19 protein-coding genes and 1 pseudogene are annotated in these 23,224 nt (G+C 33.8%); 14 read left to right on the forward strand and 6 right to left on the reverse strand.

Going from position 1 to position 23,224, the window contains the following annotated elements:
- The 7 genes and pseudogenes from EUC40_RS11770 to EUC40_RS11800 all read left to right on the forward strand — a co-directional run.
- Positions 1-1,248 (forward strand): PoNi-like cognate immunity protein, encoded by a 1,248-nt coding sequence (locus tag EUC40_RS11770; RefSeq protein WP_156575286.1) that lies wholly within the window; start codon positions 1-3, stop codon positions 1,246-1,248.
- A 301-nt stretch (positions 1,249-1,549) separates the two neighbouring features.
- Positions 1,550-2,482 (forward strand): AAA family ATPase, encoded by a 933-nt coding sequence (locus EUC40_RS11775; protein ID WP_156575287.1) that lies wholly within the window; start codon positions 1,550-1,552, stop codon positions 2,480-2,482.
- On the forward strand, positions 2,479-3,588 hold the full coding sequence (locus tag EUC40_RS11780) for a DUF58 domain-containing protein (protein WP_156575290.1): 1,110 nt from the start codon (positions 2,479-2,481) through the stop codon (positions 3,586-3,588). Before EUC40_RS11775 ends, EUC40_RS11780 begins: the two co-directional genes overlap by 4 nt.
- A gap of 15 nt (positions 3,589-3,603) precedes the next feature.
- On the forward strand, positions 3,604-4,335 hold the full coding sequence (locus EUC40_RS11785; protein ID WP_156575292.1) for a signal peptidase II: 732 nt from the start codon (positions 3,604-3,606) through the stop codon (positions 4,333-4,335).
- A gap of 183 nt (positions 4,336-4,518) precedes the next feature.
- Positions 4,519-5,025, forward strand: a complete 507-nt coding sequence (locus EUC40_RS11790; protein ID WP_156575294.1) for a DUF3902 family protein — start codon at positions 4,519-4,521, stop codon at positions 5,023-5,025.
- Between the two features lie 258 nt (positions 5,026-5,283).
- Entirely contained in the window at positions 5,284-6,450 is a 1,167-nt protein-coding gene (locus EUC40_RS11795; RefSeq protein WP_151626952.1) for a serine hydrolase domain-containing protein, read from the forward strand.
- A 22-nt stretch (positions 6,451-6,472) separates the two neighbouring features.
- Positions 6,473-6,679 (forward strand): annotated as a pseudogene (locus EUC40_RS11800) (DUF3902 family protein); the annotation flags it as partial.
- Positions 6,680-6,805: 126 nt separating this feature from the next.
- On the opposite strand, the gene EUC40_RS11805 reads toward EUC40_RS11800, so the two are convergent.
- Positions 6,806-7,381 carry a DapH/DapD/GlmU-related protein gene (locus EUC40_RS11805; RefSeq protein ID WP_156575296.1) on the reverse strand — a complete coding sequence of 192 codons (576 nt, stop codon included), beginning with the start codon at positions 7,379-7,381 and terminating at the stop codon, positions 6,806-6,808.
- 123 nt (positions 7,382-7,504) lie between these two features.
- On the opposite strand from EUC40_RS11805, the gene EUC40_RS11810 reads away from it, so the two are divergent.
- The gene (locus EUC40_RS11810; protein WP_156575298.1) at positions 7,505-8,389 is read left to right on the forward strand and encodes a LysR family transcriptional regulator; all 885 of its coding nucleotides are present in this window, start codon (positions 7,505-7,507) and stop codon (positions 8,387-8,389) included.
- A gap of 70 nt (positions 8,390-8,459) precedes the next feature.
- Here EUC40_RS11810 and EUC40_RS11815 read toward each other — a convergent pair whose 3' ends face one another.
- Positions 8,460-9,098 (reverse strand): HD domain-containing protein, encoded by a 639-nt coding sequence (locus EUC40_RS11815; RefSeq protein WP_156575300.1) that lies wholly within the window; start codon positions 9,096-9,098, stop codon positions 8,460-8,462.
- A 448-nt stretch (positions 9,099-9,546) separates the two neighbouring features.
- Here EUC40_RS11815 and EUC40_RS11820 point away from each other — a divergent pair, with 448 nt between their 5' ends.
- From EUC40_RS11820 to EUC40_RS11835, 4 genes are all read left to right on the forward strand, one after another.
- Positions 9,547-10,494, forward strand: a complete 948-nt coding sequence (locus EUC40_RS11820) for a LysR family transcriptional regulator (RefSeq protein ID WP_156575302.1) — start codon at positions 9,547-9,549, stop codon at positions 10,492-10,494.
- 165 nt (positions 10,495-10,659) lie between these two features.
- A complete protein-coding gene (gene asnB / locus EUC40_RS11825; protein WP_156576935.1) occupies positions 10,660-12,558 on the forward strand; it encodes an asparagine synthase (glutamine-hydrolyzing) in 1,899 nt (632 codons plus the stop codon).
- 203 nt (positions 12,559-12,761) lie between these two features.
- The gene (locus EUC40_RS11830) at positions 12,762-14,516 is read left to right on the forward strand and encodes an adenine deaminase (RefSeq protein WP_156575304.1); all 1,755 of its coding nucleotides are present in this window, start codon (positions 12,762-12,764) and stop codon (positions 14,514-14,516) included.
- Between the two features lie 112 nt (positions 14,517-14,628).
- Positions 14,629-15,156 carry a hypothetical protein gene (locus EUC40_RS11835; RefSeq protein ID WP_156575306.1) on the forward strand — a complete coding sequence of 176 codons (528 nt, stop codon included), beginning with the start codon at positions 14,629-14,631 and terminating at the stop codon, positions 15,154-15,156.
- 125 nt (positions 15,157-15,281) lie between these two features.
- Here EUC40_RS11835 and EUC40_RS11840 read toward each other — a convergent pair whose 3' ends face one another.
- Positions 15,282-16,661 carry a catalase gene (locus tag EUC40_RS11840; protein WP_156575308.1) on the reverse strand — a complete coding sequence of 460 codons (1,380 nt, stop codon included), beginning with the start codon at positions 16,659-16,661 and terminating at the stop codon, positions 15,282-15,284.
- 270 nt (positions 16,662-16,931) lie between these two features.
- Here EUC40_RS11840 and EUC40_RS11845 point away from each other — a divergent pair, with 270 nt between their 5' ends.
- Together EUC40_RS11845 and EUC40_RS11850 are read left to right on the forward strand one after the other, a co-directional pair.
- Entirely contained in the window at positions 16,932-18,149 is a 1,218-nt protein-coding gene (locus EUC40_RS11845) for an aspartate aminotransferase family protein (RefSeq protein ID WP_156575310.1), read from the forward strand.
- 312 nt (positions 18,150-18,461) lie between these two features.
- Complete coding sequence (locus tag EUC40_RS11850; RefSeq protein ID WP_156575312.1) at positions 18,462-19,913, forward strand: MFS transporter; 1,452 nt, start codon at positions 18,462-18,464, stop codon at positions 19,911-19,913.
- Positions 19,914-19,979: 66 nt separating this feature from the next.
- Here the strand turns inward: EUC40_RS11850 and EUC40_RS11855 are convergent, their stop codons facing one another.
- From EUC40_RS11855 to EUC40_RS11865, 3 genes are read right to left on the reverse strand one after another with little or no spacing between them, the layout of a single operon-like run.
- Entirely contained in the window at positions 19,980-21,089 is a 1,110-nt protein-coding gene (locus EUC40_RS11855; RefSeq protein ID WP_156575314.1) for a DUF4018 domain-containing protein, read from the reverse strand.
- Positions 21,064-22,227 carry a DUF58 domain-containing protein gene (locus tag EUC40_RS11860; RefSeq protein WP_156575316.1) on the reverse strand — a complete coding sequence of 388 codons (1,164 nt, stop codon included), beginning with the start codon at positions 22,225-22,227 and terminating at the stop codon, positions 21,064-21,066. The genes EUC40_RS11855 and EUC40_RS11860 overlap by 26 nt, the downstream gene beginning before the upstream one ends.
- Positions 22,224-23,153 carry an AAA family ATPase gene (locus EUC40_RS11865; protein WP_156575319.1) on the reverse strand — a complete coding sequence of 310 codons (930 nt, stop codon included), beginning with the start codon at positions 23,151-23,153 and terminating at the stop codon, positions 22,224-22,226. The genes EUC40_RS11860 and EUC40_RS11865 overlap by 4 nt, the downstream gene beginning before the upstream one ends.
- Between the last annotated feature and the right edge of the window lie 71 nt (positions 23,154-23,224).

Consider the following 23,224-nt stretch of genomic DNA (forward strand, 5'->3'; position numbering starts at 1 on the left):
ATGAGAGATCAATTGTGCATAGAAGAAAAATGTAAAAAAGGAATAGAACTCCATAAAAAGTTTATTGAAGATAATAGAGAGGAGATTAGAAGTTTAGAAGAAGATGAAAAGAATGGTATACAAAGAAAGCCTAAAGATAATATAAGTATTATAGAAGGAAGATATTTAAGGAATTTTATACATGAGATGAACGACATTAGAGCAATGTATTCTTTAGGAGAAGACATTAGCACAATGGAAGTATATTTTTATAATGCAATGGATGATTTAGAGCATACAGGAGCTAGCAAAGTGGGTTATATATATATGCTTTGGATAATTTCTTTAGGAATTTTGTTAGAAACGGATAAAAAGAATATAGAAAGATTAAAAAAGATAGTTGATACAAAAAATATGAATGACGCAGTAATTGATTTCCTCTTATGCGCTAGTGATATTGGATACACAAACATGACGAACAGATATTATAAAGAAAATCCATATGCAAAAACGAGAGAGATTATAGAACTTGCACAAATAGATAAAAAAGAAGCATCTAAAAGATTACAAACGTACATGGAGAAAGAATGGTTTAAAGGTCATTATGATTATGAGTGGAAAAATGCGCATAAAGAACCTGGATATGTAGGATATTGGAGCTTTGAAACGGCAGCGCTTGCGAAAATTTTGGAACTGGATGATATAAGTTTAAAAGATAATAATCATTATCCATATGATTTGGCACATTATAAAAATGAAATGAAATTTAAGCATATAGACCTAAGTGAATATCACTATGAAGATGAGACAGAAGAAATCGAGGATATAGTAGAAGGAATTGAACATAATCCTGCATTGGAAAATATTATTCCGCCAAAATGGCATTTATTGGTCAATGAATTAATACATGATTATGAGAATATGAATGATAGTAGTTTTTATGAAAAATACAAAAAAACGATAGGAATAGGTCAAGTGTGGTTCTTACCACAAGAGTATGAAGAAGAAAATGAGCAAAAAAATCTATTAGGAAGTTTAATTGTGTTTGCCCTGACGGTAAGAGATTATATATTACAATTGGACTATAAAGAAGATTTAGAGGACTACATCGATAATCTTAAAAATTTCTGGAATGTTTCAGAAACAAAGTTAGTTCAATTTATGTTAGAGAATGATCAAAATTATTATGCATGGGTACCAAAAGAAGTAAATATCCCAAATATGTATGAAGTGAAGATAGAGAGTGTCGATGTAGAGGAAGTTCTATAACGAACAAATCGAAATGGTTTTTATTATATGTAATATTAGAATGCATTTTACTAGTTAATTGAAAACAATGCATGCGTGGGAGAAAAAAGGATGTATTGTTACTAAAAATTAGAGGGAAAGAAGGCTGTTGGATTGAGTTAAGCACCTCATTGTCAATATACGACAATAGGTGCTTTTTTGCGTGCAAGGAAGAAAAAATAAAAGATTCATTTTCACTCTATTTCATCTTTGAATTACATGTTATAATTTGGAAAAAGTATATTCTTAATTTTTAGATAATTAAAAGGTGGTAGATTACTATATGAGTACATTAAAGAAAATTACTAATAATATTTCGAAGGTTATTATAGGAAAAGACGAATCGATAGAACTAGCAGCCATTGCTCTAATAGCAAGAGGACACATTTTATTAGAGGATGTACCTGGGACAGGAAAAACAACATTAGCGAAAAGTTTGGCTAAAAGTGTGGACGCTAAATTTCAAAGAATACAATTTACAGCGGATACTTTGCCTGGGGATGTTATTGGCCTTGAATATTTTGATGTGAAGGAATCGGATTTTAAAACGAGGTTAGGTCCTATTTTTGCAAATATCGTATTAGTGGATGAAATTAATCGAGCTGTACCGAGAACACAATCTTCGTTACTTGAGGTTATGGAAGAGCGTACTGTTACAATTGCGAAACAGACACATTCATTACCAGAACCTTTTTTAGTTATAGCAACGCAAAATCCACTCGAATCAGCGGGCACATTTCCTTTACCAGATGCTCAATTAGACCGGTTTTTACTCACAATTCGACAAGGTTATCCTACGAGAGAAGCAGAAAAGGAAATGATGAATCGGTTCCAAATGAATGATCCGTTAGAAACGTTACATTCTATTATTTCAAGTGAAGAAATTATTACGATGCAAAAGCGTGCAAGAGAAGTGTTAGTAGGGAATGATGTACAAGATTATCTTCTTGAAATTATTGAAGCAACTCGTAACCATGAGTTAATTGAAATTGGTGTAAGCCCTCGGGGAACGTTGGCATTTATGAGAGCGATTCAAGCACGGGCTATATTAAATGAAAGAGATTACTGTACGCCAGATGATATAAAACTACTCGCTGCATCCATTTGTGCCCATCGTTTAACGTTAACGATTGAAGGAGAGATGAAAACGACGAAAGAACAAATCATGAAAGAAATTCTTCATACGATTAGTGTGCCAGTGGAGAATGTACGATGAATCAACAACTTGTGTATACACCTTTAGCGGAGCCTTTCGTAATGGGAGTTATGTTAGTTTTAGCCGTTATCTTAAGTGTATTTTCAAGTAATCTACTCTTATTGTCTCTCGTATTTTTGTATGTGATTTTAATAGGTGCTACGCATGTATACATGCGTAAAGTATCTCGTGTTGAATGGGAATACAGTCAAGGGAATTCAAATGTTTTCATAGGTGAAACGAATATGTGCAAAATTAAAATTTCAAACAAGTCGATATTTCCTATTCTTAATATCGTATTTCGATTTAAATGTGAAAATAAGCTAACTTGGAATCATGATGAAATAAACAAAAATCATAGTACAGGTTCAAATTATTATATGAATTTTAATTTAAAAGGAAGAGAGTCTGTTTCATTTGATTTGCAGGCTGTAGCGTTAAAAAGAGGCATCGCGAAATGGGAAGAAGTTGAAATTGTTATTACTGATCTCTTTGGATTCATAACGAACCATATAACATATAAACAAGTCGATACGCCCTCCTATTTAGTTTTACCTGCTGTTCTGAAAATACAAGTACCTGAATTACAAGAGTGGTCACGTGGATTTCGAAAAGCGATGTCATCACCGTTATATGATGAAACGAAAGTAATGGGAGTGAAGTCTTATGAAAATGAAGATTTTCGTTCCATCCACTGGAGTGCAACAGCGAAAACAGGGACGATAACTGCGAAAAAGTACGAGCGAACGCAATCAGATAAATACGCGATTTATCTCAACTTGCAAAACAAAAGTGGTGTTTCTTTGCGAAATGATACAGAGGAACTAATCGAATTAACGGCGGGTATATGTAAACAACTGCTCATGCAAAACTGTTCATTTGAAGTATGGATCAATAGTGTAAAAGATAACGGTTTGCTACATATAAAAAATGGGGATAATCGGAAACACTTGCAAAATGTATTAAAGGTGCTTGCCTCAATATCGGATCAGGATACGCCTGTATCTTCTTCTTATTTTTACACAGCAGGTTTTCGTCGTAAGGAACTGGATGCGGTTCCTTTAATCCTTGGTACTTCACCAAAGAAATATAGTAGAACGAATAAATGGATTGTAATTAAAGAATAAGAAAGGGCTTATGTCATGTTGAATAAAAAGCAGCATACGAAAGTGAAGTTTTGGAGTGTAAAAGTAATAATTATACTTTTCTTTTCGATTAGTGCGATAGCGTTATCGCAAGGTGTTGTACATGTACAAGGCATAGTAAAAGAACGTTTTTTTAGTGAGAAAAAATCTGAGGAAAATTATAAAGAAACAATAAACTATGGAAATATTGAAGAGTATAGGACACCTATTGAAAATAAAAAAGTAGGAGATAAAGGGATAAGAACAACAACGGGTAAAAAAATGAAAGAGTTCGAAAAGGGAAGTTCATGGGGAGTCATATTTTCTGTACTTTCAAATTCATGGATTACTGTAGCTTTTTATGTAGTTATTGCAGTAGTAATTATATATTTTCTTTATAAATCAGTTAGGAAAAAGTTAACGAAATCAGAAATAGAACAAGAAAAACAAACGGTAACAAAAGAAAATACGGTAAGGACCGAAAAGAACGAGAAAGTGAGGCATCAGTTAGAGCAACCATTGCCTACAGATACGATTAGAAAAACGTTAGTTGAATGGGAAAGAACATTACCATTTCATGAACAAAGAAGGTCCTATGAAACGATGCAACAGTGGCTAGAAAGAATTTGTAGAATGAGAGATATTATTCCGTTATATGAGTCTGTTCGATATGGTGAAAAGACGTATACGGATTTAGATGTGGAAGAAATAATGAAGTGGGTAGAGGGAGATGGGAAGGTGGATACATAAATATCCACCTTTTCTTTTTTTATACGGAAATTTGATTAACATGAATCATTTTTATATATGAAACCGTCTTCAAATAAGAAAATGAAATGAACTTTATTTACTTATATTTTATTACGTGTTAACCTATATTTAATTTTTATAAATTATAATTAATTTCAGATTTTTTAAGGGTGTGAAAATGTAATGAAATCGGTATTAAAAAGCATACTTATTTCCTTTGTTTTTTCTGCAATAGGAATGTGTTGGTTGCTGTTCTTATTATTCATAGGGGACGGAGACTGGTTATTATCTTGGATAGGTGTATTAATGGCATATTTATCTTTATATACTTTGATAGATTTATATTGTAAAAATACATACGATAAAAAAATAAGTATATGGCTTATAAAAATAGCAGTTACTAGCTTTAGTTTTGCGGTATTAGGAATCTCATTTTGTATCATACATGAGCTATTAACACCATGGAGTCTTAGTTTAATGGTGTGGTATTGGTTGTTAATGTTAGTATTATTTTTAACGACTATAATATCATTAATCAGTTTAGTAGTTGTTAATCGTAAAAATCACAATTTCACCGGTGGATATAGAATGCTCATACTTCTAAATGTATTTCTTACATTGGGACCAGTTTTATGGCCGCTATTACTTTCTATTATTGGAAATGGTATGAATGCTAGTGCGGGCTCGTAAAAAGGAATTTAGATTAGTTGTGTAAAGAATAGGATGAAAAGTTGATATAGAATTTTAAATGTTTATGAGAACATGTTTACATAAAAAATGAAAACATGTTCTCTTTTTATTTGCATGCATAACTCTTCCTCAGTTTAACCTAATTAAATTTAAACGTAAGTATTTCGTAAGGAATGGATAAGAAAAAAGAGAGGTTTATCGTATAGGATGAAAGTATAGCTTGAATCAATACGATATTAATAGAGGAGAGAAAGCCTTATGAAAACACGTAATCAAATTAAGTTGGCAAGTTTAGCAGTTTTATTAGCGGGTACTACTCTATTCACGCCAGGTTTTACTGTGACTGCAGAGTCAAATCAAAATATTTCTAGTTCGTCACAAGTACATGATCAAAAGAATCGTAATGGCTGGAAACAAGTAATGCAGGAAACAGTACAGCTTGGTGCTGTAGGGATATTAGCTAAGGCGTCTAACAACGGAAAAACTAGTAGTTTTACTGCTGGCGTGGCGGACTTAAGTACAAAGAAACCGGTGAAATCGGATTATCGCTTTCGGATCGGTAGTGTGACGAAGACTTTTACTGCCACGACTGTTCTTCAATTAGTAGGAGAAAATCGCGTACAACTTGACGATCCAATTGAAAAGTGGCTGCCGGGTCTCGTGCAAGGAAATGGGTATGATGGCAATCAAATTACGATACGACAACTTTTGAATCATACGAGTGGTATCGCTGAATACTTAAAGTCAAAAGATGCGGACATAATGAATTCGAAAAAAACGTATTCCGCAGAAGAAATAGTGAAAATAGGCCTTTCTCTGCCTCCAGATTTCTCGCCGGGTAAAGACTGGTTGTATTCAAACACAGGATACGTAATATTGGGGATGCTTATTGAAAAAATAACTGGTAATAGTTATGCGGAAGAAATCGAAAAGCGAATTATTGAACCTTTGGACTTGGCAAATACGTTTTTACCAGGAAATTCACCCGTCATCCCAGGGAAGAATCATGCTCGTGGATATGTGAAAATGGAAGGAACAGGCGAGTTGAAAGACATTACGTATTATAATCCGAGTTTAGCTAATGCAGCTGGAGATATGATTTCTAATGCGGATGATTTAAATAATTTCTTTTCATCTTTACTCGGTGGTAAGTTACTGAAGGAACGTGAGCTAAAAGAAATGCTTACTACAGTTCCTGTAGAAGGAAAAGGGGTTGGTGACGCATACGGTCTTGGAATCTATGAGACTAAACTTCCAAACGGTGTTTCAGTTTGGGGGCATGGAGGAGGAATTCCTGGATTTACAACTTTTGCTGGGGGAGTAATTGGAGGCAAACATACATTGGCTATCAGTCTCAACTCTATAGGTGGGGTCGATATTGTTCCGCAGTTAAATAAAATGATGCAAATTGAATTTAATAAATAGATGAAAAAAATCTGCTATAAGTTGTATCACGCACGAGCTATTAACACGATGGAGTATGGGCATAATGGTTTGGTATTGGTTGCTAATGTTAGTATTCTTTTAAACGACCATAATATCATTAGTTGGTCTCGTATTTGTTAATCGTAAAAATCAGAATTTCACCGGTGGATATAGAATACCTATACTTCTAAATGTACTGCTTACGTTAGTTAAGGCTAGTATTACTTGAAATGGTATGAATGCTAGTGCTGGATGGTAAAAGGGAATAAAGGGTTTGAAACGTTTAAAAGAACATGTTTATAACTAAATATAAACACGTTCTTTTTTAGTGATAAATATAAATATGAATTCACTTTCAATCGTTAGGTATGACTTTCACTATTTTTGCAGGCACTCCTGCAACGACAGTGTTTTCAGGTATGTCTTTTGCAACAACTGCACCTGCAGCAACAACTGAATTGTTCCCTATAGTCACACCAGGAAGTATAGTTGCACTAGATCCGATCCATACATTTTCACCAATTGTAACAGGGGAGGCGTATGTTGTGTTTCTAGTTTTTAAAGTTAGCCCGTGATTAAGTGTGGCAATTGTAACATTCATACCGATCATACAATTATCTCCTATATGAATTCCGCCCCTATCTTGAAAAGAACACCCAGTGTTAAAAAATACGTTTTTTCCAATCGTTATATTTTTACCGAAGTCTGTATGAAACGGCGGAAAGCACATAAAAGATGAATCAATATTGTTTCCTGTCAATTCGCTAAAAAGCGTCACAATTTCTTCTCTGGAATGATAGGATGTATTCAATGACATTGTAATCTTTTGCGCTTCATAGCTACATTGAACTAATAGCTCATGTAATTCTTTATCCTCACCTGAAATAGGATTACCTTCCTTGCAAAAGTTTATAAAGTCTTTTATATCCATTGTTATACTCCTCCTTTAAGGCGTTAATCTTTTCAATGCAATCATAAAATGATACGATTCCAATATCAAATACCTATATTAAATACATTCGTATGCCTGTTAGGTATATATAAGGAGACTATCGTGGAAATTCGAGTGTTACGCTATTTTATTTCTGTAGCAAATGAAGAAAGTATTTCAGCAGCCGCAAAACAGTTACATTTGTCGCAACCTACATTATCAAGGCAACTGAAAGATCTAGAAACGGAATTAGATACAGCTTTATTTATAAGAGGAAATAGAAAAATTTCTTTAACAGAACAGGGAAAGTATTTACTAAAACGGGCGAAGGAAATTGTTGCGTTAGCAGATAAAACCGAAGCAAACTTAAAAGATTCAAAAGAAATAATAAGCGGAGAAGTTTACATTGGTGGCGGTGAGACTGAAGCGATGCACCTTATCGCTAAAACATTAAAAGAATTACTTACAGATTATCCGGGTATTAGGTTTCATTTATATAGCGGAAATGCTGATGATATTAAGAATAAATTAGATAGTGGATTATTAGATTTTGGTGTCGTTATAGAGCCAACAGATAAACAAAAATATGAATATGTACAATTGCCAGCTAAAGATACATGGGGTGTTTTAATGTGTAAAGATAGTCCTTTAGCGGACAAGCAGTTTATTAGCCCAGTAGATTTAATAGATAAGCCATTATTCATTTCACGGCAAACAACTGTTAGCAATGAATTAGCAGGTTGGTTTGGGCAAAATATTGAAAATTTAAATGTCGTTGCAACTTATAATTTGCTTTACAATGCAGCACTTATGGTCGAAGAAGGTATTGGGTATGCATTATGTTTAGATAAACTTATTAATACATCGGGAAACAGTAAACTTTGCTTCAGACCTTTACAACCTAATCTAGAAGCGAATTTAAATATTATTTGGAAGAAAAATCAAGTGTTTTCTAATGCGGCCAATGCATTTTTAAATCAGCTTCGAAAAAACATTAACAAATCATAATTCGAAATACAATGTTAAAACAGAGTGTCATCCTTTAAGGGTGACGCTCTGTTTTTTTATTAAATGATCATTATTCTTTCCAAGGCGAATGTAAAACGCAATCACAGAAGTTAGTATGTTTAAATCCAGGAAGAAGAAGTGAACATACGTCAGCTTTAATGTTACCGAAAGTAGTTTCTGGTTTATGTGCAAATCCTTCAAGGAATGCAGGAAGAATTTTTTGTTTGAAATTGTCACGAGGGAATGCAGTTACAACTTGCTCACGTAATTCCTCAGAAATTTCATCGTATCCATCCCCCATAACGTCATAGCCTACGCCAGAATATATTAATGAAACTTGTGGCTCTTTATGTTCAGCAATACCAATCGTAGTGTGTAAAGCGATTGCATCCCATACAAGTCTAATAGATTCATCATCTATACGATGTTGTTGAAGGAAACTACGTGCAGCATTTGCACCATCTACTTCGAAACGCTTGTCTGGACTGCTGAATTTTTTAGTCAGTCCAAGATCGTGGAATAAAGCACTAACATATAATAATTCTTCATCAAACTTAAGACTAGCTTGTTTTCCTTGAATTGCACCAAATATATACACACGGTTTGAGTGATTCCAAAGTAAATCGTTACCGTATTCACGAAGTATTTCTTGCGCCTCTACTGCTAGTTTGCTATCTGGAATTACGACACCTGCTACTGTTTTTATCATTTAAGTTAGCTCCTTTTCTAATTCGCTGTTTTCGAAAATCATATTTGGCTCATGAGCTTAATTTCATTATAAAAAGTACCGTTTATTTATCAATGTAATGATTTCTATATAAATCATAGATAATATCTATGATTGGTTTTTCATTCTGTCACTTGTAACAATACATGTTGCTTCGAACTTAATGATAGATAACATCTATGATAATTATAGAAACTATAGAATTGATAATGGTAAATGTCAGAGTTAGAATGTATACAATAAAGAAATTGGATTCATCGTAATTAATTTTGAAAAAAATTATGTATATCATAACTTATAAAAGTACCGTAATTTTACTAATAAACTTAAATAAGAGAAATTCTTTTTTTATGAATAAATGAAAAGATGAAGTATATGGAATAGAACAATTACAATAAGTAATTTAACTCATTAAGGAGATAATTTTTATATGGAATTAAGACAATTAGAGTATTTTATAACACTTTGTAAGGAACTGCATTTTACACGAGCGGCAGACAAATTAGGTATTACACAACCTACATTAAGTCATCAAATTAAAGCACTTGAGGATGAAATCGGTATGCCGTTATTTGACCGATTAGGAAAGAAAATTGCTATAACGGATGCCGGATACATTTTAGCAAAGGAATGTAATACAATTTTCAACGCATTACATAATGCAAAAGAACGTATAGGTGAATTGAAAGAGATAAAGGGTGGTAAAATCTCAATTGCTACGTTACCTGGGGAGCTAACAGATTTAACTTCTACTTTATTATTGGATTTTCATAAAAATCATCCTGAGGTAGCAGTGAAAATAATTAGTTCAGATGAAATCTTACCGTTAATTAATGAGAACCAAGTTAATTTTGCTGTAACAATCGTTTCTTCTGATTACATGTTTGAAGATGAGAAGATTACAAAAATCCCATTATATATGGAAGATTTATTTTTAGTAGCAACAAAAAATCATTCATTAACGAATGAAAAGGAAATACAGTTCTCTGAGTTGAACAACTTACCATTGATTTTGTTCCCAGAAAGCCATGAATGTAGAAAGTTATTGAATTATACATGTATTCCGCAGCAAATTTCATTAAATCCTATTATAGAGACATCTAGTATCAATTCGTTGTTTGATTTAGTAAGAAGTGAATTCGGAGTAGCAATTGTGTCAAAAACTTTATTAGATCTTAATGATGAGAGTGATTTGTTAGCAATCCCAATTGTAAATCCAAATATTACACGTGAAGTAAGTCTTATTTTACGTAAAGATAAATTTATCGGATTTGGAACGAGAAACTTTATTGAACTGCTTACAAATGAAATTATAAAGTTAGGTTTTCCTATGTCAGAACAAAGCAAAAAACAAATTCGTGCATTAATTCATGATTAATTTATTTGCCATTAACTATCAACAAATAATAGATGGTATTAATGATTATGATAGAAAAAGCTACATTGCTCTATATTACTGCAGATTTATAATTTAATTAGAGCTTGAAATTTTCGAGCTTACAAAGGATAAAGAGAATTAGCAAAAATGAAAGCAGGTAAAAAAATGTGTGGTTACGTAGGGTGTATGTATAATACTGCAAGAATTTATTCGGAAAGTGAGATTAAACAATTTGAAATTATGACGAGCCTTTTATACCATCGTGGCCCAGACGATGAAGGGTATTTTCGTGATGAACATATACAATTTGGGTTTAGAAGATTAAGTATTATTGATTTAGATGCGGGGCATCAACCGTTAACATATGAAAATGGACGTTATGTACTTATGTTTAACGGTGAAATATATAATTATATAGAATTACGTGAAATGTTAAAGGCAGAAGGGGCAAGTTTTGCTACTGAATCAGATACGGAAGTTATTGTTGCGTTATATGCTAAAGTAAAAGAAGAGTGTGTAAATTATTTCCGTGGCATGTATACTTTTGTTATTTGGGATCGACAAGAGAAAAAATTATTTGGAGCACGCGATCATTTCGGTATTAAGCCACTGTATATTGCAGAGGGAAAAGATGCAATATACTTTGCTTCTGAAAAGAAAAGCATTGTGTATGCAACCAAAAATAATGAGATAGATAGAGCATCTTTACAGCAATATTTCACATACCAATACGCACCAGAACCCAGTACGTTAACAACTTATATTCAAAAAATCGAACCTGGTCATTATTTCGTAAAAGAAGTTGGTAAGTCGATGGAGACGCATTGTTACTGGAAACCGACTTTTAATGTCTCAAATGAAACGAAAGAAGAGCACGTTCAAGCGATTCGCGATGTATTATATGATTCGGTGAAAATACATATGCGTAGTGATGTTCCAGTAGGTGCGTTTTTATCTGGTGGAATTGATTCATCTATTATTGCTTCAATTGCAAAAGAAATGAATCCGAACCTATTAACATTTTCTGTCGGTTTTGAGCATCGTGGATTTAGTGAAGTAGATGTGGCTAAAGAAACTGCTGAAAAGTTAGGGGTGAAAAATTATAGTGTGACTGTAACGCCAAAAGAATTTATGGATGAATTCCCTAAAATAATGTGGCATATGGATGATCCTTTAGCTGACCCAGCAGCAGTACCGTTGTACTTCGTTGCCAAAGAAGCACGTAAATATGTAACTGTCGTACTTTCTGGAGAAGGTTCAGATGAGTTATTTGGCGGATACAATATTTATTGTGAACCAAACTCTTTAAAAATGTTTTCCTATATGCCAGCTTCAGGGAAAAGAGTATTAAAATCTTTAAGTGGGACACTAAAAGAAGGATTTAAAGGAAAAAGCTTTTTAGAACGTGGATGTACACCAATTGAAGAACGTTATTATGGCAATGCGAAAATCTTCCGTGAAGAAGAGAAGATGCATTTCATGAAGTATTACAATGAAAGTATACAATATACGGACGTTACAAAAACGTTGTATAACGAAAGTAAAGACTACGATGATGTTAGTAAAATGCAGTATGTAGATATGCTTACATGGTTACGTGGAGATATCTTATTGAAAGCAGATAAAATGTCTACAGCTCATTCGTTAGAATTACGCGTTCCGTTTTTAGATAAAGAAGTTTTTCGCGTTGCATCTAACATACCAACAGAATTAAAAATTGCAAATGGAACTACGAAAGCAATATTACGTGAAGCAGTACGTGGAATTGTTCCAAATCATGTATTAGATCGTAAAAAACTAGGGTTTCCAGTTCCAATCCGTCACTGGTTAAAAGATGAGATGTATGAATGGACAGTTAACATTATTAAAGAAAGCAAAACAGAACATTTAATCGATAAAAATTACGTATTAAACTTATTAGAATTACATTGCGCAGATAAAGGTGATTATAGCCGTAAAATATGGACAGTACTAGCATTTATGGTATGGCACCAAGTATATGTAGAACATAAATACGATACAAGTGTATTTCAAAGTGCAATTCAATCGTATAGTTTAGTATAAAAATAAAAAGGATGTCAGTTGCATGACATCCTTTTTATTTTGGGGCAAAGAGGTATATTTCGTTTTGAAAATTGTTATTTTTATGAGTATTCCATATAATTAGAGTATAGGGGATATACAGAGGAGTTATGAATGGATAATAATTTAGTTTGTTAATTATTTTTGTTTTAATAAAAAAGTAAATTGATTTGGAGTGAAATACATTGGGACAAAATCAGTTTAGATGGAGTAACAAGCAATTACGAGAGCATGTCGAAGTATTAGATGGCAAGAGAAGTCCGCACATTTTATTAAAGAATGCAACGTATTTAAATTCTTACTTACGAAAATGGACAGTAGCAAATATTTGGATTTATGATGACAGGATTATATACGTAGGGGAGAAGTTACCGGAGCAATTAACGGATTGTGAAGTCATTGATTGCGAAGGAAAATATGTTGTACCTGGTTACATAGAACCGCATGCACATCCATATCAATTATATAACCCAGAGACGCTAGCAAATCATGCGATGCAATTTGGGACAACAACTTTTATTAATGATAATTTAACTTTATTTTTTACATTAAAACGTGAAGAATCATTTCGTTTAGTAGAGGAATTTAAAAAGATTCCAGCAAGTATGTATTGGTGGTGCCGTTTTGATGGACAGACTGAATTGCAAAACGGGGAATCTTTGTTTAATAGTGAAGAAATAATAGAGTGGCTGCAGCATGAAGCGGTTCTTCAAGGCGGAGAGTTAACAGCATGGCCAAAACTATTACATGGCGATGATGAAATGCTAACTTGGGTGCAGGAAACGAAGCGATTACAGAAAAAGGTAGAAGGACATTTCCCAGGTGCATCTGAAGCAACGTTAGCAAAGCTAAAATTATTAGGCACGGATTGCGATCATGAAGCGATGACAGGGCAGGAAGCGTTAAATCGCCTTATGCAAGGCTACACCGTTTCTCTTAGAAATTCTTCCATTAGACCGGATTTAGAAGTTTTATTAAAAGAATTGTTGGAATTAGGTGTGAAACAGTTTGATAGATTCTTTTTTACAACAGACGGTTCGCATCCGTCATTTTATGAAAACGGAATGACGAATCGCTTGATAGAAATAGCGATAGAGCAAGGGGTACCGGTAATAGATGCGTATCAAATGGCCAGTTATAATATTGCCCGATATTATAATATGGAGCATGTGCATGGTTCAATTGCGACAGGTAGATTGGCCAATATGAATATTTTAGAAAGTAAAGAAAACCCAGTACCAATCAGTGCCATTGCAAAGGGACAGTGGGTAAAGCGTGACGGAGTAAACAAAAATGAATCGTTACTTATAGAATGGAGTAACTTTAAAGTAAATCCACTAACATTAGACTGGACCATAGAGAAAGAGGATATGATTTTCCCTAATAAAACGGGTATACACTTATTAAATAACGTTATAACAAAACCATATGTAAGTGAAATTGATTTAAATCATGATGAACTTTCTATTGATCATGATGAATGTTTCTTAATGATGATTGCTCGCGATGGTACTTGGCGAGTAAATACAGTTGTAAAAGGTTTTGCGAAAGAATTAGGGGGTCTTGCTAGTTCTTATTCCGGCACAGGTGATATGATTTTGATTGGAAAGAGTAAAGGTGATATGCTTACAGCTTTTCATAGAGTAAAAGAGCTCGGCGGGGGAATGGTAATAGCTGAAAAGAATGAAGTGTTACATGAAATTGCATTACCGCTACTTGGGATTATGTCAGATGAAAAGATGAGTAATGTAATAAAGAAAGAGAAAAAGATGGTGAACTTACTGCAAGAAAGAGGATATGCTTATGACGATCCAGCATTTACAATTTTATTCTTTTCTGCGACACACTTGCCTTTTATAAGGGTAACGCCTATAGGCTTATATGATGTGAAGAGTAGTAAGGTACTGGCTTCGCCGGTGAATTTGATAAAGCAATATTAAAAGGAAAGGCCCTATAATAGTCTAAATTATAGGGCCTTTTACATTATTAGCATAAGAATATTGTAAGCCTCAAATAATATAGTATCTAAATCATTTGAGGTGATATGTAAATATGAAAAAAATATTTTACATTTTAAGCGTATTTATTTTGTGTGTATCGATACAACACGTTGTACATTCCCAATCAGATGCACCAAGGTTATCTTCGGATTGTCTTGAAGAAAGAAAAATTCGAGATGAAAAGTATGTGAAGAGTATAATGCAGGACATTAAATCTACATTTAATTTAAATATTGATGAACATAGTTTTTGGGAAGTAAGTAAAAGAGATCTGGAGGCTGCCCATTTGATGTATGGTGGAAAGGAAAATGATTCTTATTATAATTCGCTAACTAAAATTTATGATAGTGGTGGATTTAGCGAGCAGCCTAGCTTATTTGTGAGTGCACAAGAAGCATTTTTACTTTATAAAGAAAAAGATAATATCAATGTAATGAAACGTCTAAACCTAGACGTTGAAAAAGGGGAATGGCTCGTTATAAAAACGAAAAAGAAGAAAGGGAAAAAAGTGAAATTCAAGCCGTTGCAATGTGAAAAAGATTATATGAAAAAGAGAAATGAGTACCATAATCTAAAATGAAATAAAGGAAATTTTGAAGGAGAAAAATTTCGTTAATCATTGAAAATGAAGCGATAGAAATCCCTAGTAATTTCGCCATAAAAAAACGTCATTTTTAATGTTTAAAATGACGTTTTTATTTATTCTTAAAGCTTTTGCATCGCACTTTCAATCTTTTTCACCAAATCAGCAGACACTTTATGAAAATACCCTAAAACTACCTTTCTAATATCATCGGATATAACTTTCAAATCACTAGCTAAGTTTTCAGCAAGGTGTTCTTTTTCTATCGTTTGTAACTTGTCATAAAATTCACCAGCCTGCTGAAAATCATTCTGTTTCATTATAGAAGTCCTTCCAAGTTTACCTTCAGCATACCTTCCGTCACCACTTGTAATTTGATTAGAAGGTGTCCAATCTTGTTGCTGATTAATCGTTAATTTACGAAATTCAGGACCAATTCTTCTTCTTTGTGAATCACTGTAAATGTTAGCGCGCCCTTGCAACATTTTATCATCTGATAGTTCTGCACCATCCAGTAAATTAGAAGGGGAGAATGCGACTTTCTCTACTTGTTCCATATAATTTTCAGGATTTTTATTTAATACCATTTTACCGACTGGTATAAGAGGGTACGCTTTTTCATCCCATACTTTTGTATCATCTAAAGGATCATAAGAAAGGTGTGCTTCATCTTTCGGATCCATAAGCTGGACGTATAAACCATACTCCGCTGGTTTACCATTTTCAATTGCATCATATAAATCTTTCCCGCTATAATCAGGATTTTCGGCAGCTAGTTTAATTGCTTCTTTACTAGTAATGTACTGTACACCTTCAAATGGGTACCAATGATACTTTACATACTTTCGATTACCTTCTGCATTTCTCCAAACATATGTATTTACACTATGCCCTGGAATGTGGCGAAGACTTTTGGCCGTACCATTATTAGAGTATAAACGGACAACAAAATGAATAGATTCAGGTGCTTTAGCGACAAAACTCCAAAAACTATTAGGGTCTATTAAGTTATTTTTAGGTGAAGGCGATAATGCTTTAATCGTTTCAGGGAAACGCATCGGATCACGAACAGAAAAAACAGGAATGTGATTGCATAAAAGGTCAAAAATGCCTTCTTTTGTATAAAATTTTGTGGAAAAACCACGCACATTTCTAGAAGTATCCGGTGTTCCTTTCGTACTAACAGCTAATGAAAATCGCACCATAACGGGAACTTTCTCATTAGGGTTTTGTAGGAAATTTAGTTTAGTATGTTTGGACATTGGATAGATCGTTTGAAAATAACCGAACGCACCAAATCCTTTTACATGAACAGGTCTTTCTAAAATTTTTTCGTGAATAAATTCTTGTAATGACTCATGCAGTACACTATCTTGCTCTAGTACGGGTCCACGTGAACCAACTGTTTGAGAGTGAAGTTTAGCTGGTTCAGTAAGTTCTCGATGTTTATTAAAGTCTTCTTCTAATAAATCTTTCCTATGTTTATCATATTTTTCATTCATCGATATAGCCTCCAAATTTTTTCGTCGATTGTTACTAAATATGATTTTATAGTCCCGATTATGTATGACATGCAAAGTTCAAAGCAGTAACATACCGCTAGATGAAAAAAACACATATGTAGTGGACCTGTTGAAATAGAAGAAATTATGGAAAAATGAATATCGGGAAGAAAATTACTATTAAAATTTTAATCTAAAAAATGAATTTATACATGAGTTTATAGAAAATGAACATAAATAAACAGGGAAAATAACTAGGAGGAATTTAAAATGTCGGATTGGTTTCAATTAGATAAAGAATATATGATGTCAACGTATTGTCGTACGCAGGTTGCGATGGAAAGAGGAGAAGGTTGTAAACTATATGATGTGGATGGTAAAGAGTATTTAGATTTATTTTCGGGTGTCGGAGTGAGCGTATTAGGATATAATCACCCTAAAATCGTGCAAACGACAATGGAGCAAGTTACGAAATCGTTGCATCTACCATTTCATTTTTTAAATCCAGTTGCGATTGAGTATGCAAAGAAATTAGTTGAGAATTCTTTAGGAAACGGTAAAGTCTTCTATACAAATTCAGGTACGGAAGCGACAGAAACGACTTTGAAATTAATTGATAAATATAGAGCTATTACGAATGAAGATCGTGACGGAATTGTTGTGTTGAAAAATAGTTTTCACGGGCGTACGTTAGGTGCACTTCATTTTACGAGACAAGAAAATGTATATCAAAACTTTCCGAAGACATCTATTCCTGTATATGAAGTAGAGCGCGAAAATATAGAGCAATTAGAAGAAACAATCATAAATGAAAAGCCTATTGCTATTATGTTAGAGCCTGTATTAGGCAGCGGCGGAATCTATCCTTTATCAAGTGAATATTTGCATAGTGTTCAACATCTTTGTGATACATATAATGTGATTCTTATCGTTGATGAAGTACAGAGTGGTATGGGGAGAACTGGAAAACTATTTGCTTATCAAAATTTTAATGTTACACCTGATATTATTCAAATTGGTAAAGGTGCAGGGGGCGGGATACCGCTTGGAGGAATCATTGTAGGTGAAAAGCTATGTGATGTATTTTCACCAGGAGATCACGGAACAACATTTGCTCATTCATCAATGGGAGCAGCTTTAGGTTTAACGGTATTAAATACATTGATTGAAGATGGTTTAATGCAAGAAGCGTATGAAATGTCACATTATTTCAATGACAAACTGCAAGAAATTCAAAAAGAAAACTCTTATTATGTTCAGGAAGTACGTCATGCTGGGATGATGTTTGGTATTAGTATGAACGATACGAATGAAAACGTGAAGAAATTACAGCTAGAATTAATGGAGAAGGGGATATTAGTCGATGTTACACAAGGGAATATCATCCGTTTACTTCCTCCGTATATAATTACAGAAAAGGAAATTGATGTATTTATTAATGAATTTATATCCGTTATTCATAGTGTGGCAGCGATAGCAAGTGTTTAAAAATTTGGATGAAACTACAAATGTAAAAAGTACCGTATTTTTAATTCATACAGGAAGAAAATGGGGTGAAAAAATAAAATTTTGTATTTAAATAAAAAGCTGAAAAAAGCACTCATACAGCGCTTCTTTCAGCTTTTTAAACTATTAAATTACTTAATAAAGGAAGCATCTCATTGGACAAATAATTAATTATGTGAAACAATAATAACAGATAAGGAGACGTTGTTTTTCCTTAAGTGCTTCGAATTAATTTTATTCAATAAGAGAAGGTGTGCTTAAAGAAGTTAAATTAAAAAGGAGCTGTTTTATTTTATGCAACAAAATAATGATTTAAATTTTGAACCTCAAGACGTTAATATTGTCAATCCTAAACAAGCCAGGAAAGCAGTTATTGCTACTGGTATTGGGAATGCAATGGAGTGGTTTGACTTCGGATTATACGCGTATTTAGCGGTTATTTTAAGTCAATTATTCTTCTCAGGTGTTGATAATAGTGGATTGCAACTTGTACTTACATTCGGTACATTTGCAGCAGCCTTTCTCGTTCGACCAATCGGAGGTGTATTCTTTGGTAGAATAGGAGATAAGTACGGCCGAAAAATCGTGTTAAGTACTACTATTATTTTAATGGCACTTTCTACATTATTCATCGCATTACTACCAACCTATGAACAAATTGGTGTATGGGCACCAATACTACTTTTAGTTGCCAGAATGATTCAAGGCTTCTCTACAGGCGGCGAATATTCAGGTGCAATGGTTTATATCGCAGAATCTTCTCCAGATAAAAAGCGTGGTATACTCGGTAGTGGTCTTGAAATTGGAACACTCTCAGGTTACATTGCTGCATCGGTAATTGTCACCATTTTGACGTTATTGTTAACAGATGAGCAAATGCTCAGCTGGGGATGGCGTATTCCTTTCTTAATAGCTGCACCAATTGGTTTGGTCGGTTTATATTTACGCCGTCATTTAGATGAATCTCCCATCTTTGAAGAGATGGAAAAAGCACAAGAGGAATCTGAAGACAACGAACAATTTTCATTTATGGATATATTAAGATATCACAAAAAAGACTTCTTATTAAGCACAATAATTGTCGCCTTCTTTAATATTACGAACTATATGATTCTTTCGTATATTCCTTCTTATCTAACTCAAGTACTTAAAGTCAAAGAAACAACTGGCTTATTAATTATTTCGATTACGATGGCACTTATGATTCCACTGGCACTTTATTTCGGTAAATTAAGTGATAAAATTGGTAATAAACGCGTCGTGCAAATTGGTTTAATTGGATTAACTGTATTTGCAATTCCAGCATTTTTACTAATAGGTAACGGACATATTGCAGCTATATTTGCGGGTATTTTCGTATTAGGTTTCTTCCTAAGTGTGTATGAAGGAACATTACCTTCGTTATTACCATCACTCTTTTTCACCGATGTACGTTATCGAGCACTTTCAATCTCCTTTAACATTTCAGTATCAATATTCGGTGGAACAACGCCGCTCGTATGTTCATACTTAGTTCATGCAACAGGTAACCCGCTTGCACCGGCATTTTATTTAACAGGTGTAAGTATTATTGGATTAGTCGTATTTAGTGTATTATTTGTCACAACATCAGGACGTGCGCTAAAAGGTTCATATCCTACAGTAGAATCGAAAAAAGAAGCACACCTAATCGCTAAAGAAGACCCTGAAGAAACACTTTGGTGGCATGAAGAGTCATTAGAAATTGAAGCAGGGAAGCATGCTTAAGTTATAAAAGTGACGTAGAAGTAAATATAAGACTCCTATTTTTTAATAGGAGTCTTTTTTATTACATTATTTTTTTCGTTTCTTCAAATCCTTCTGATACTCATAAAGCTTATGAACTTCTTTCTTAAATTCATGCAGAAGTACAGTGTTTTCTTCGTTTGAATAACGAACTGTATTATACGCTTCTATAATAATATGCTTCTCTATATTTACATCCTCTTCATTATTTATTCTCTCTAGCCAAGCCTCAACAGTTTCTCCTCGCTTTCTATTTAAGGGAGGGGATAATTTACTCTCCAATTTGAAAATTTCTTTCCGAATTTCGTTATGTGGTGGTTTGTATCGCTTCATTCGCTTTTGGCTCATACCTTCTTTATCGGTAATGATAGTAGATTCGAAGATAGACATATTTGGTAAACTTAAATGTTTTCGTTTTTTTACTATTTTCCAAACGATGTAAATAGCGATGACTGTACAGACTATGACTGTAATGCTATTTATGAGAGTTGGATCGAAAGAAGGTTGCCCGATTTCATCTTTAATTCGAGTTTTGTTTAAATTTCCTTTATTTGACCAAAAGTCTTCTGTATCTTTTGAAGCAGCCGCCGAGAACAACGGGTTGATAGCGTATCCGAATCCTAAAGCAACTACTTGGACAATATAAGAAAAAATAAGCCGAATATAAGGGAATACCGGAATAAGTAAAGCACTAATTGTTCCAATAGCGATAATAGAAGAAAATCGTAATAACTGTTGATTACGATTTGAACTTGTTTGCCAAAATGTAATCATAATGTGTAAAACTAATACTAACAACTTCCATAACGGTGGAAAAGGGGCATGAAATATAGCTGAAAAGGCAAACCATATAATACCACCTAACGATTTTTGTACCGGATATCCAGGTCCGATTGCGTGTACGATAAAGAAGAAAAGGGGTAACATAATTGTACCGAAAAGAGAAAAAGGTAGAATGAAAGAACAACCAATGATTTGAATAATGAGTAGTATTACAAACCCTGTTGTTTTTTTCTTAATAAATGTATGGATAAGAAATACTCCTACATAGCCTGTTGCTAAAAATATAGCAACAGCAACAAGTTCATCTCTTTCTGTTAATAAAGAAAGGAGGAGGAGCAGAATAAAGTCATTAACGTGATAGAGCAAAGTTTTCAACCGTTTCCACCATCCCTTCGTTATTAATGAGAAACGTAGGTTGCGATAGAACAGGAAGTGAATCCTTTTGCAAACCAATGTATATCATTGTAGACGAGCGTTCTCCTTTTCTTGTTGTATAATGGAGAAATCCTTGTTTCGGAAGTAACGTACTATCATCTGAAATCCGTGCCAATTCTTCCAAAGCCTTCGCGTAATGTGCTTGGCCTTCTTTTAATGTTAAATGCAAAGGACCACCTTCTGCTAATACACTAATGAATAGTTCAAACGGTATTTGATGCTTCGTTGCGTATTGGCAAATGTATGTTGCATATGAAATAAGTTCTTCTATATTCTCTTTCCAACCAAACCCGCGATCAGCAGCTAAAGAAAGACAAATTGTCCAGCTATAATTTTTTACAGGTTCATATTGCTTCGCTTGTAATTCCTGCATTTTAGCAGATGCTTTCCAATGAATAGAGCGGAATGATTCACGTTCATATCGTTTCACACCGATAATAGATGTTTCATCATTGTAAAAAGAAAAATTCGTTCGATAAGAACCATTTAATAGTTGCTGAAGTTCTTGCAAACCTGCTACTTCTTTAGGAGAAGGATACACAATAATTTCAGTCCTTAATTTATCAAAAATAGGTAAATGTACAGTTAATAGATGAAATGGATCTTTTAAGACACATTCGAACTGTTCGATTTGAAATACACCACGCTTCGTTGCGGTTAATGTTAAATCCCATTTTTGCGTCGAATGTGCAGGCTGCGAAAATGGGAAAGAGAATAACGTTTTTGATATTTGTTCAATGCCTTGCTCTTTGTGCGGTATAAGGGATGGATTTAAATGAAAATAACAAACACCATTAACAAGTGGTATATTTGCCCCATTTTTTAAATGAATAAAAAACTGCCCAGATTCATCAGGGAAAAGCCGAGTAGTTTGTTTTTCATTGATAACTTCAAACTTTTTCTCTATGTAAGCGACATATTTATAAATGAAAATCGCGAATAAATAATAGAAGAAAAAGAGAAACATAATGATTCGTTGCGGAAGAAAAAACGTAAATAGTATAGCGCCGGGCACAGTTAATTGAATAATATGAAGTTGAAAAAATAAAGGTACAGTTACAACGCGCTGCCCATTCATGCTTGTTCAATCTCCACTGGTACATCCACTTCTTTTAAAATCCTTTGCATAATTTCATGTTTTGTCGTACGCAGGGCACCTTCCATTGATAAAACGATACGATGATTCCAAACAGAAGGAACTAAAAATTGTATATCTTCAGGCGTGCAATATTCTCTGCCGCGTAAAAATGCTAGGGCTTGAACGGAGCGCACTAAAGCTAAAGTGGCACGTGGGCTTACACCGTTAGCGATGTAATCGTGATTTCTTGTAGCATGGGCAAGTTTAATTATGTAATGTTCTAACGGTTCGGAAACGAATATTTCCTTTACTCGTTTCTGTGCTGCTAAAATATCTTCTAATGAAATGACAGATGTGACACCTTCTAACGGTGTATTATTACGAAAACGTCGCATCATTTGTAGCTCATCTTCTGGAGACGGATAACCAATTGAAATTGTCATTAAAAAGCGATCAAGCTGTGCATCAGGAAGAGGGAACGTTCCTTGTGATTCAATAGGATTTTGCGTCGCAATAACAAAGAACGGTTTCGGAAGAGACGTAGATTGTTTTTCAAGCGTCACTTGTCGTTCTTCCATCGCTTCTAACAAACTAGACTGTGTTCTCGGCATTGCGCGGTTAATTTCATCTGCCAGTAAAATGTTCGTCACGACTGGTCCAAGCCTTAACTCGAATTCGCTCGTTTTCGGATTAAAATATTCAATACCTGTTACATCACTCGGAAGTACATCAGGGGTAAACTGAACGCGCGAAAAATGACCACCAATACTTTTTGAAATTGTTTTCGCCAGTAACGTTTTCCCAGTACCAGGCACGTCTTCAAGTAGTACATGTCCATCAGCAAGTAGTGAAACGAGTAGTAGATCAATAACATTATCCTTGCCAACAAAGACAGACCCAATATTTTCTTTTAATTTATTAATCATATGTAACATTCCTTTCATTATAAAAGAGTTAATATTTCTATATTTTAACAAATTATTCTGAAAATTGGAAT

The sequence above is a fragment of the Bacillus luti genome (assembly GCF_009739945.1).
GTDB classification, from domain to species: Bacteria; Bacillota; Bacilli; order Bacillales; family Bacillaceae_G; genus Bacillus_A; species Bacillus_A luti.

Bases quoted from the DNA above. Each gene is read 5' to 3' on its own strand.
- EUC40_RS11790 (WP_156575294.1), top strand. From the start codon at position 4,519: ATGAAATCGGTATTAAAAAGCATACTTATTTCCTTTGTTTTTTCTGCA.
- asnB (WP_156576935.1), top strand. From the start codon at position 10,660: ATGTGTGGTTACGTAGGGTGTATGTATAATACTGCAAGAATTTATTCG.
- EUC40_RS11805 (WP_156575296.1), bottom strand. From the start codon at position 7,381: ATGGATATAAAAGACTTTATAAACTTTTGCAAGGAAGGTAATCCTATT.
- EUC40_RS11780 (WP_156575290.1), top strand. From the start codon at position 2,479: ATGAATCAACAACTTGTGTATACACCTTTAGCGGAGCCTTTCGTAATG.
- EUC40_RS11845 (WP_156575310.1), top strand. From the start codon at position 16,932: ATGTCGGATTGGTTTCAATTAGATAAAGAATATATGATGTCAACGTAT.
- EUC40_RS11850 (WP_156575312.1), top strand. From the start codon at position 18,462: ATGCAACAAAATAATGATTTAAATTTTGAACCTCAAGACGTTAATATT.
- EUC40_RS11795 (WP_151626952.1), top strand. From the start codon at position 5,284: ATGAAAACACGTAATCAAATTAAGTTGGCAAGTTTAGCAGTTTTATTA.
- EUC40_RS11815 (WP_156575300.1), bottom strand. From the start codon at position 9,098: ATGATAAAAACAGTAGCAGGTGTCGTAATTCCAGATAGCAAACTAGCA.
- EUC40_RS11820 (WP_156575302.1), top strand. From the start codon at position 9,547: ATGGAATTAAGACAATTAGAGTATTTTATAACACTTTGTAAGGAACTG.
- EUC40_RS11865 (WP_156575319.1), bottom strand. From the start codon at position 23,153: ATGATTAATAAATTAAAAGAAAATATTGGGTCTGTCTTTGTTGGCAAG.
- EUC40_RS11770 (WP_156575286.1), top strand. From the start codon at position 1: ATGAGAGATCAATTGTGCATAGAAGAAAAATGTAAAAAAGGAATAGAA.
- EUC40_RS11840 (WP_156575308.1), bottom strand. From the start codon at position 16,661: ATGAATGAAAAATATGATAAACATAGGAAAGATTTATTAGAAGAAGAC.
- EUC40_RS11775 (WP_156575287.1), top strand. From the start codon at position 1,550: ATGAGTACATTAAAGAAAATTACTAATAATATTTCGAAGGTTATTATA.
- EUC40_RS11835 (WP_156575306.1), top strand. From the start codon at position 14,629: ATGAAAAAAATATTTTACATTTTAAGCGTATTTATTTTGTGTGTATCG.
- EUC40_RS11860 (WP_156575316.1), bottom strand. From the start codon at position 22,227: ATGAATGGGCAGCGCGTTGTAACTGTACCTTTATTTTTTCAACTTCAT.
- EUC40_RS11785 (WP_156575292.1), top strand. From the start codon at position 3,604: ATGTTGAATAAAAAGCAGCATACGAAAGTGAAGTTTTGGAGTGTAAAA.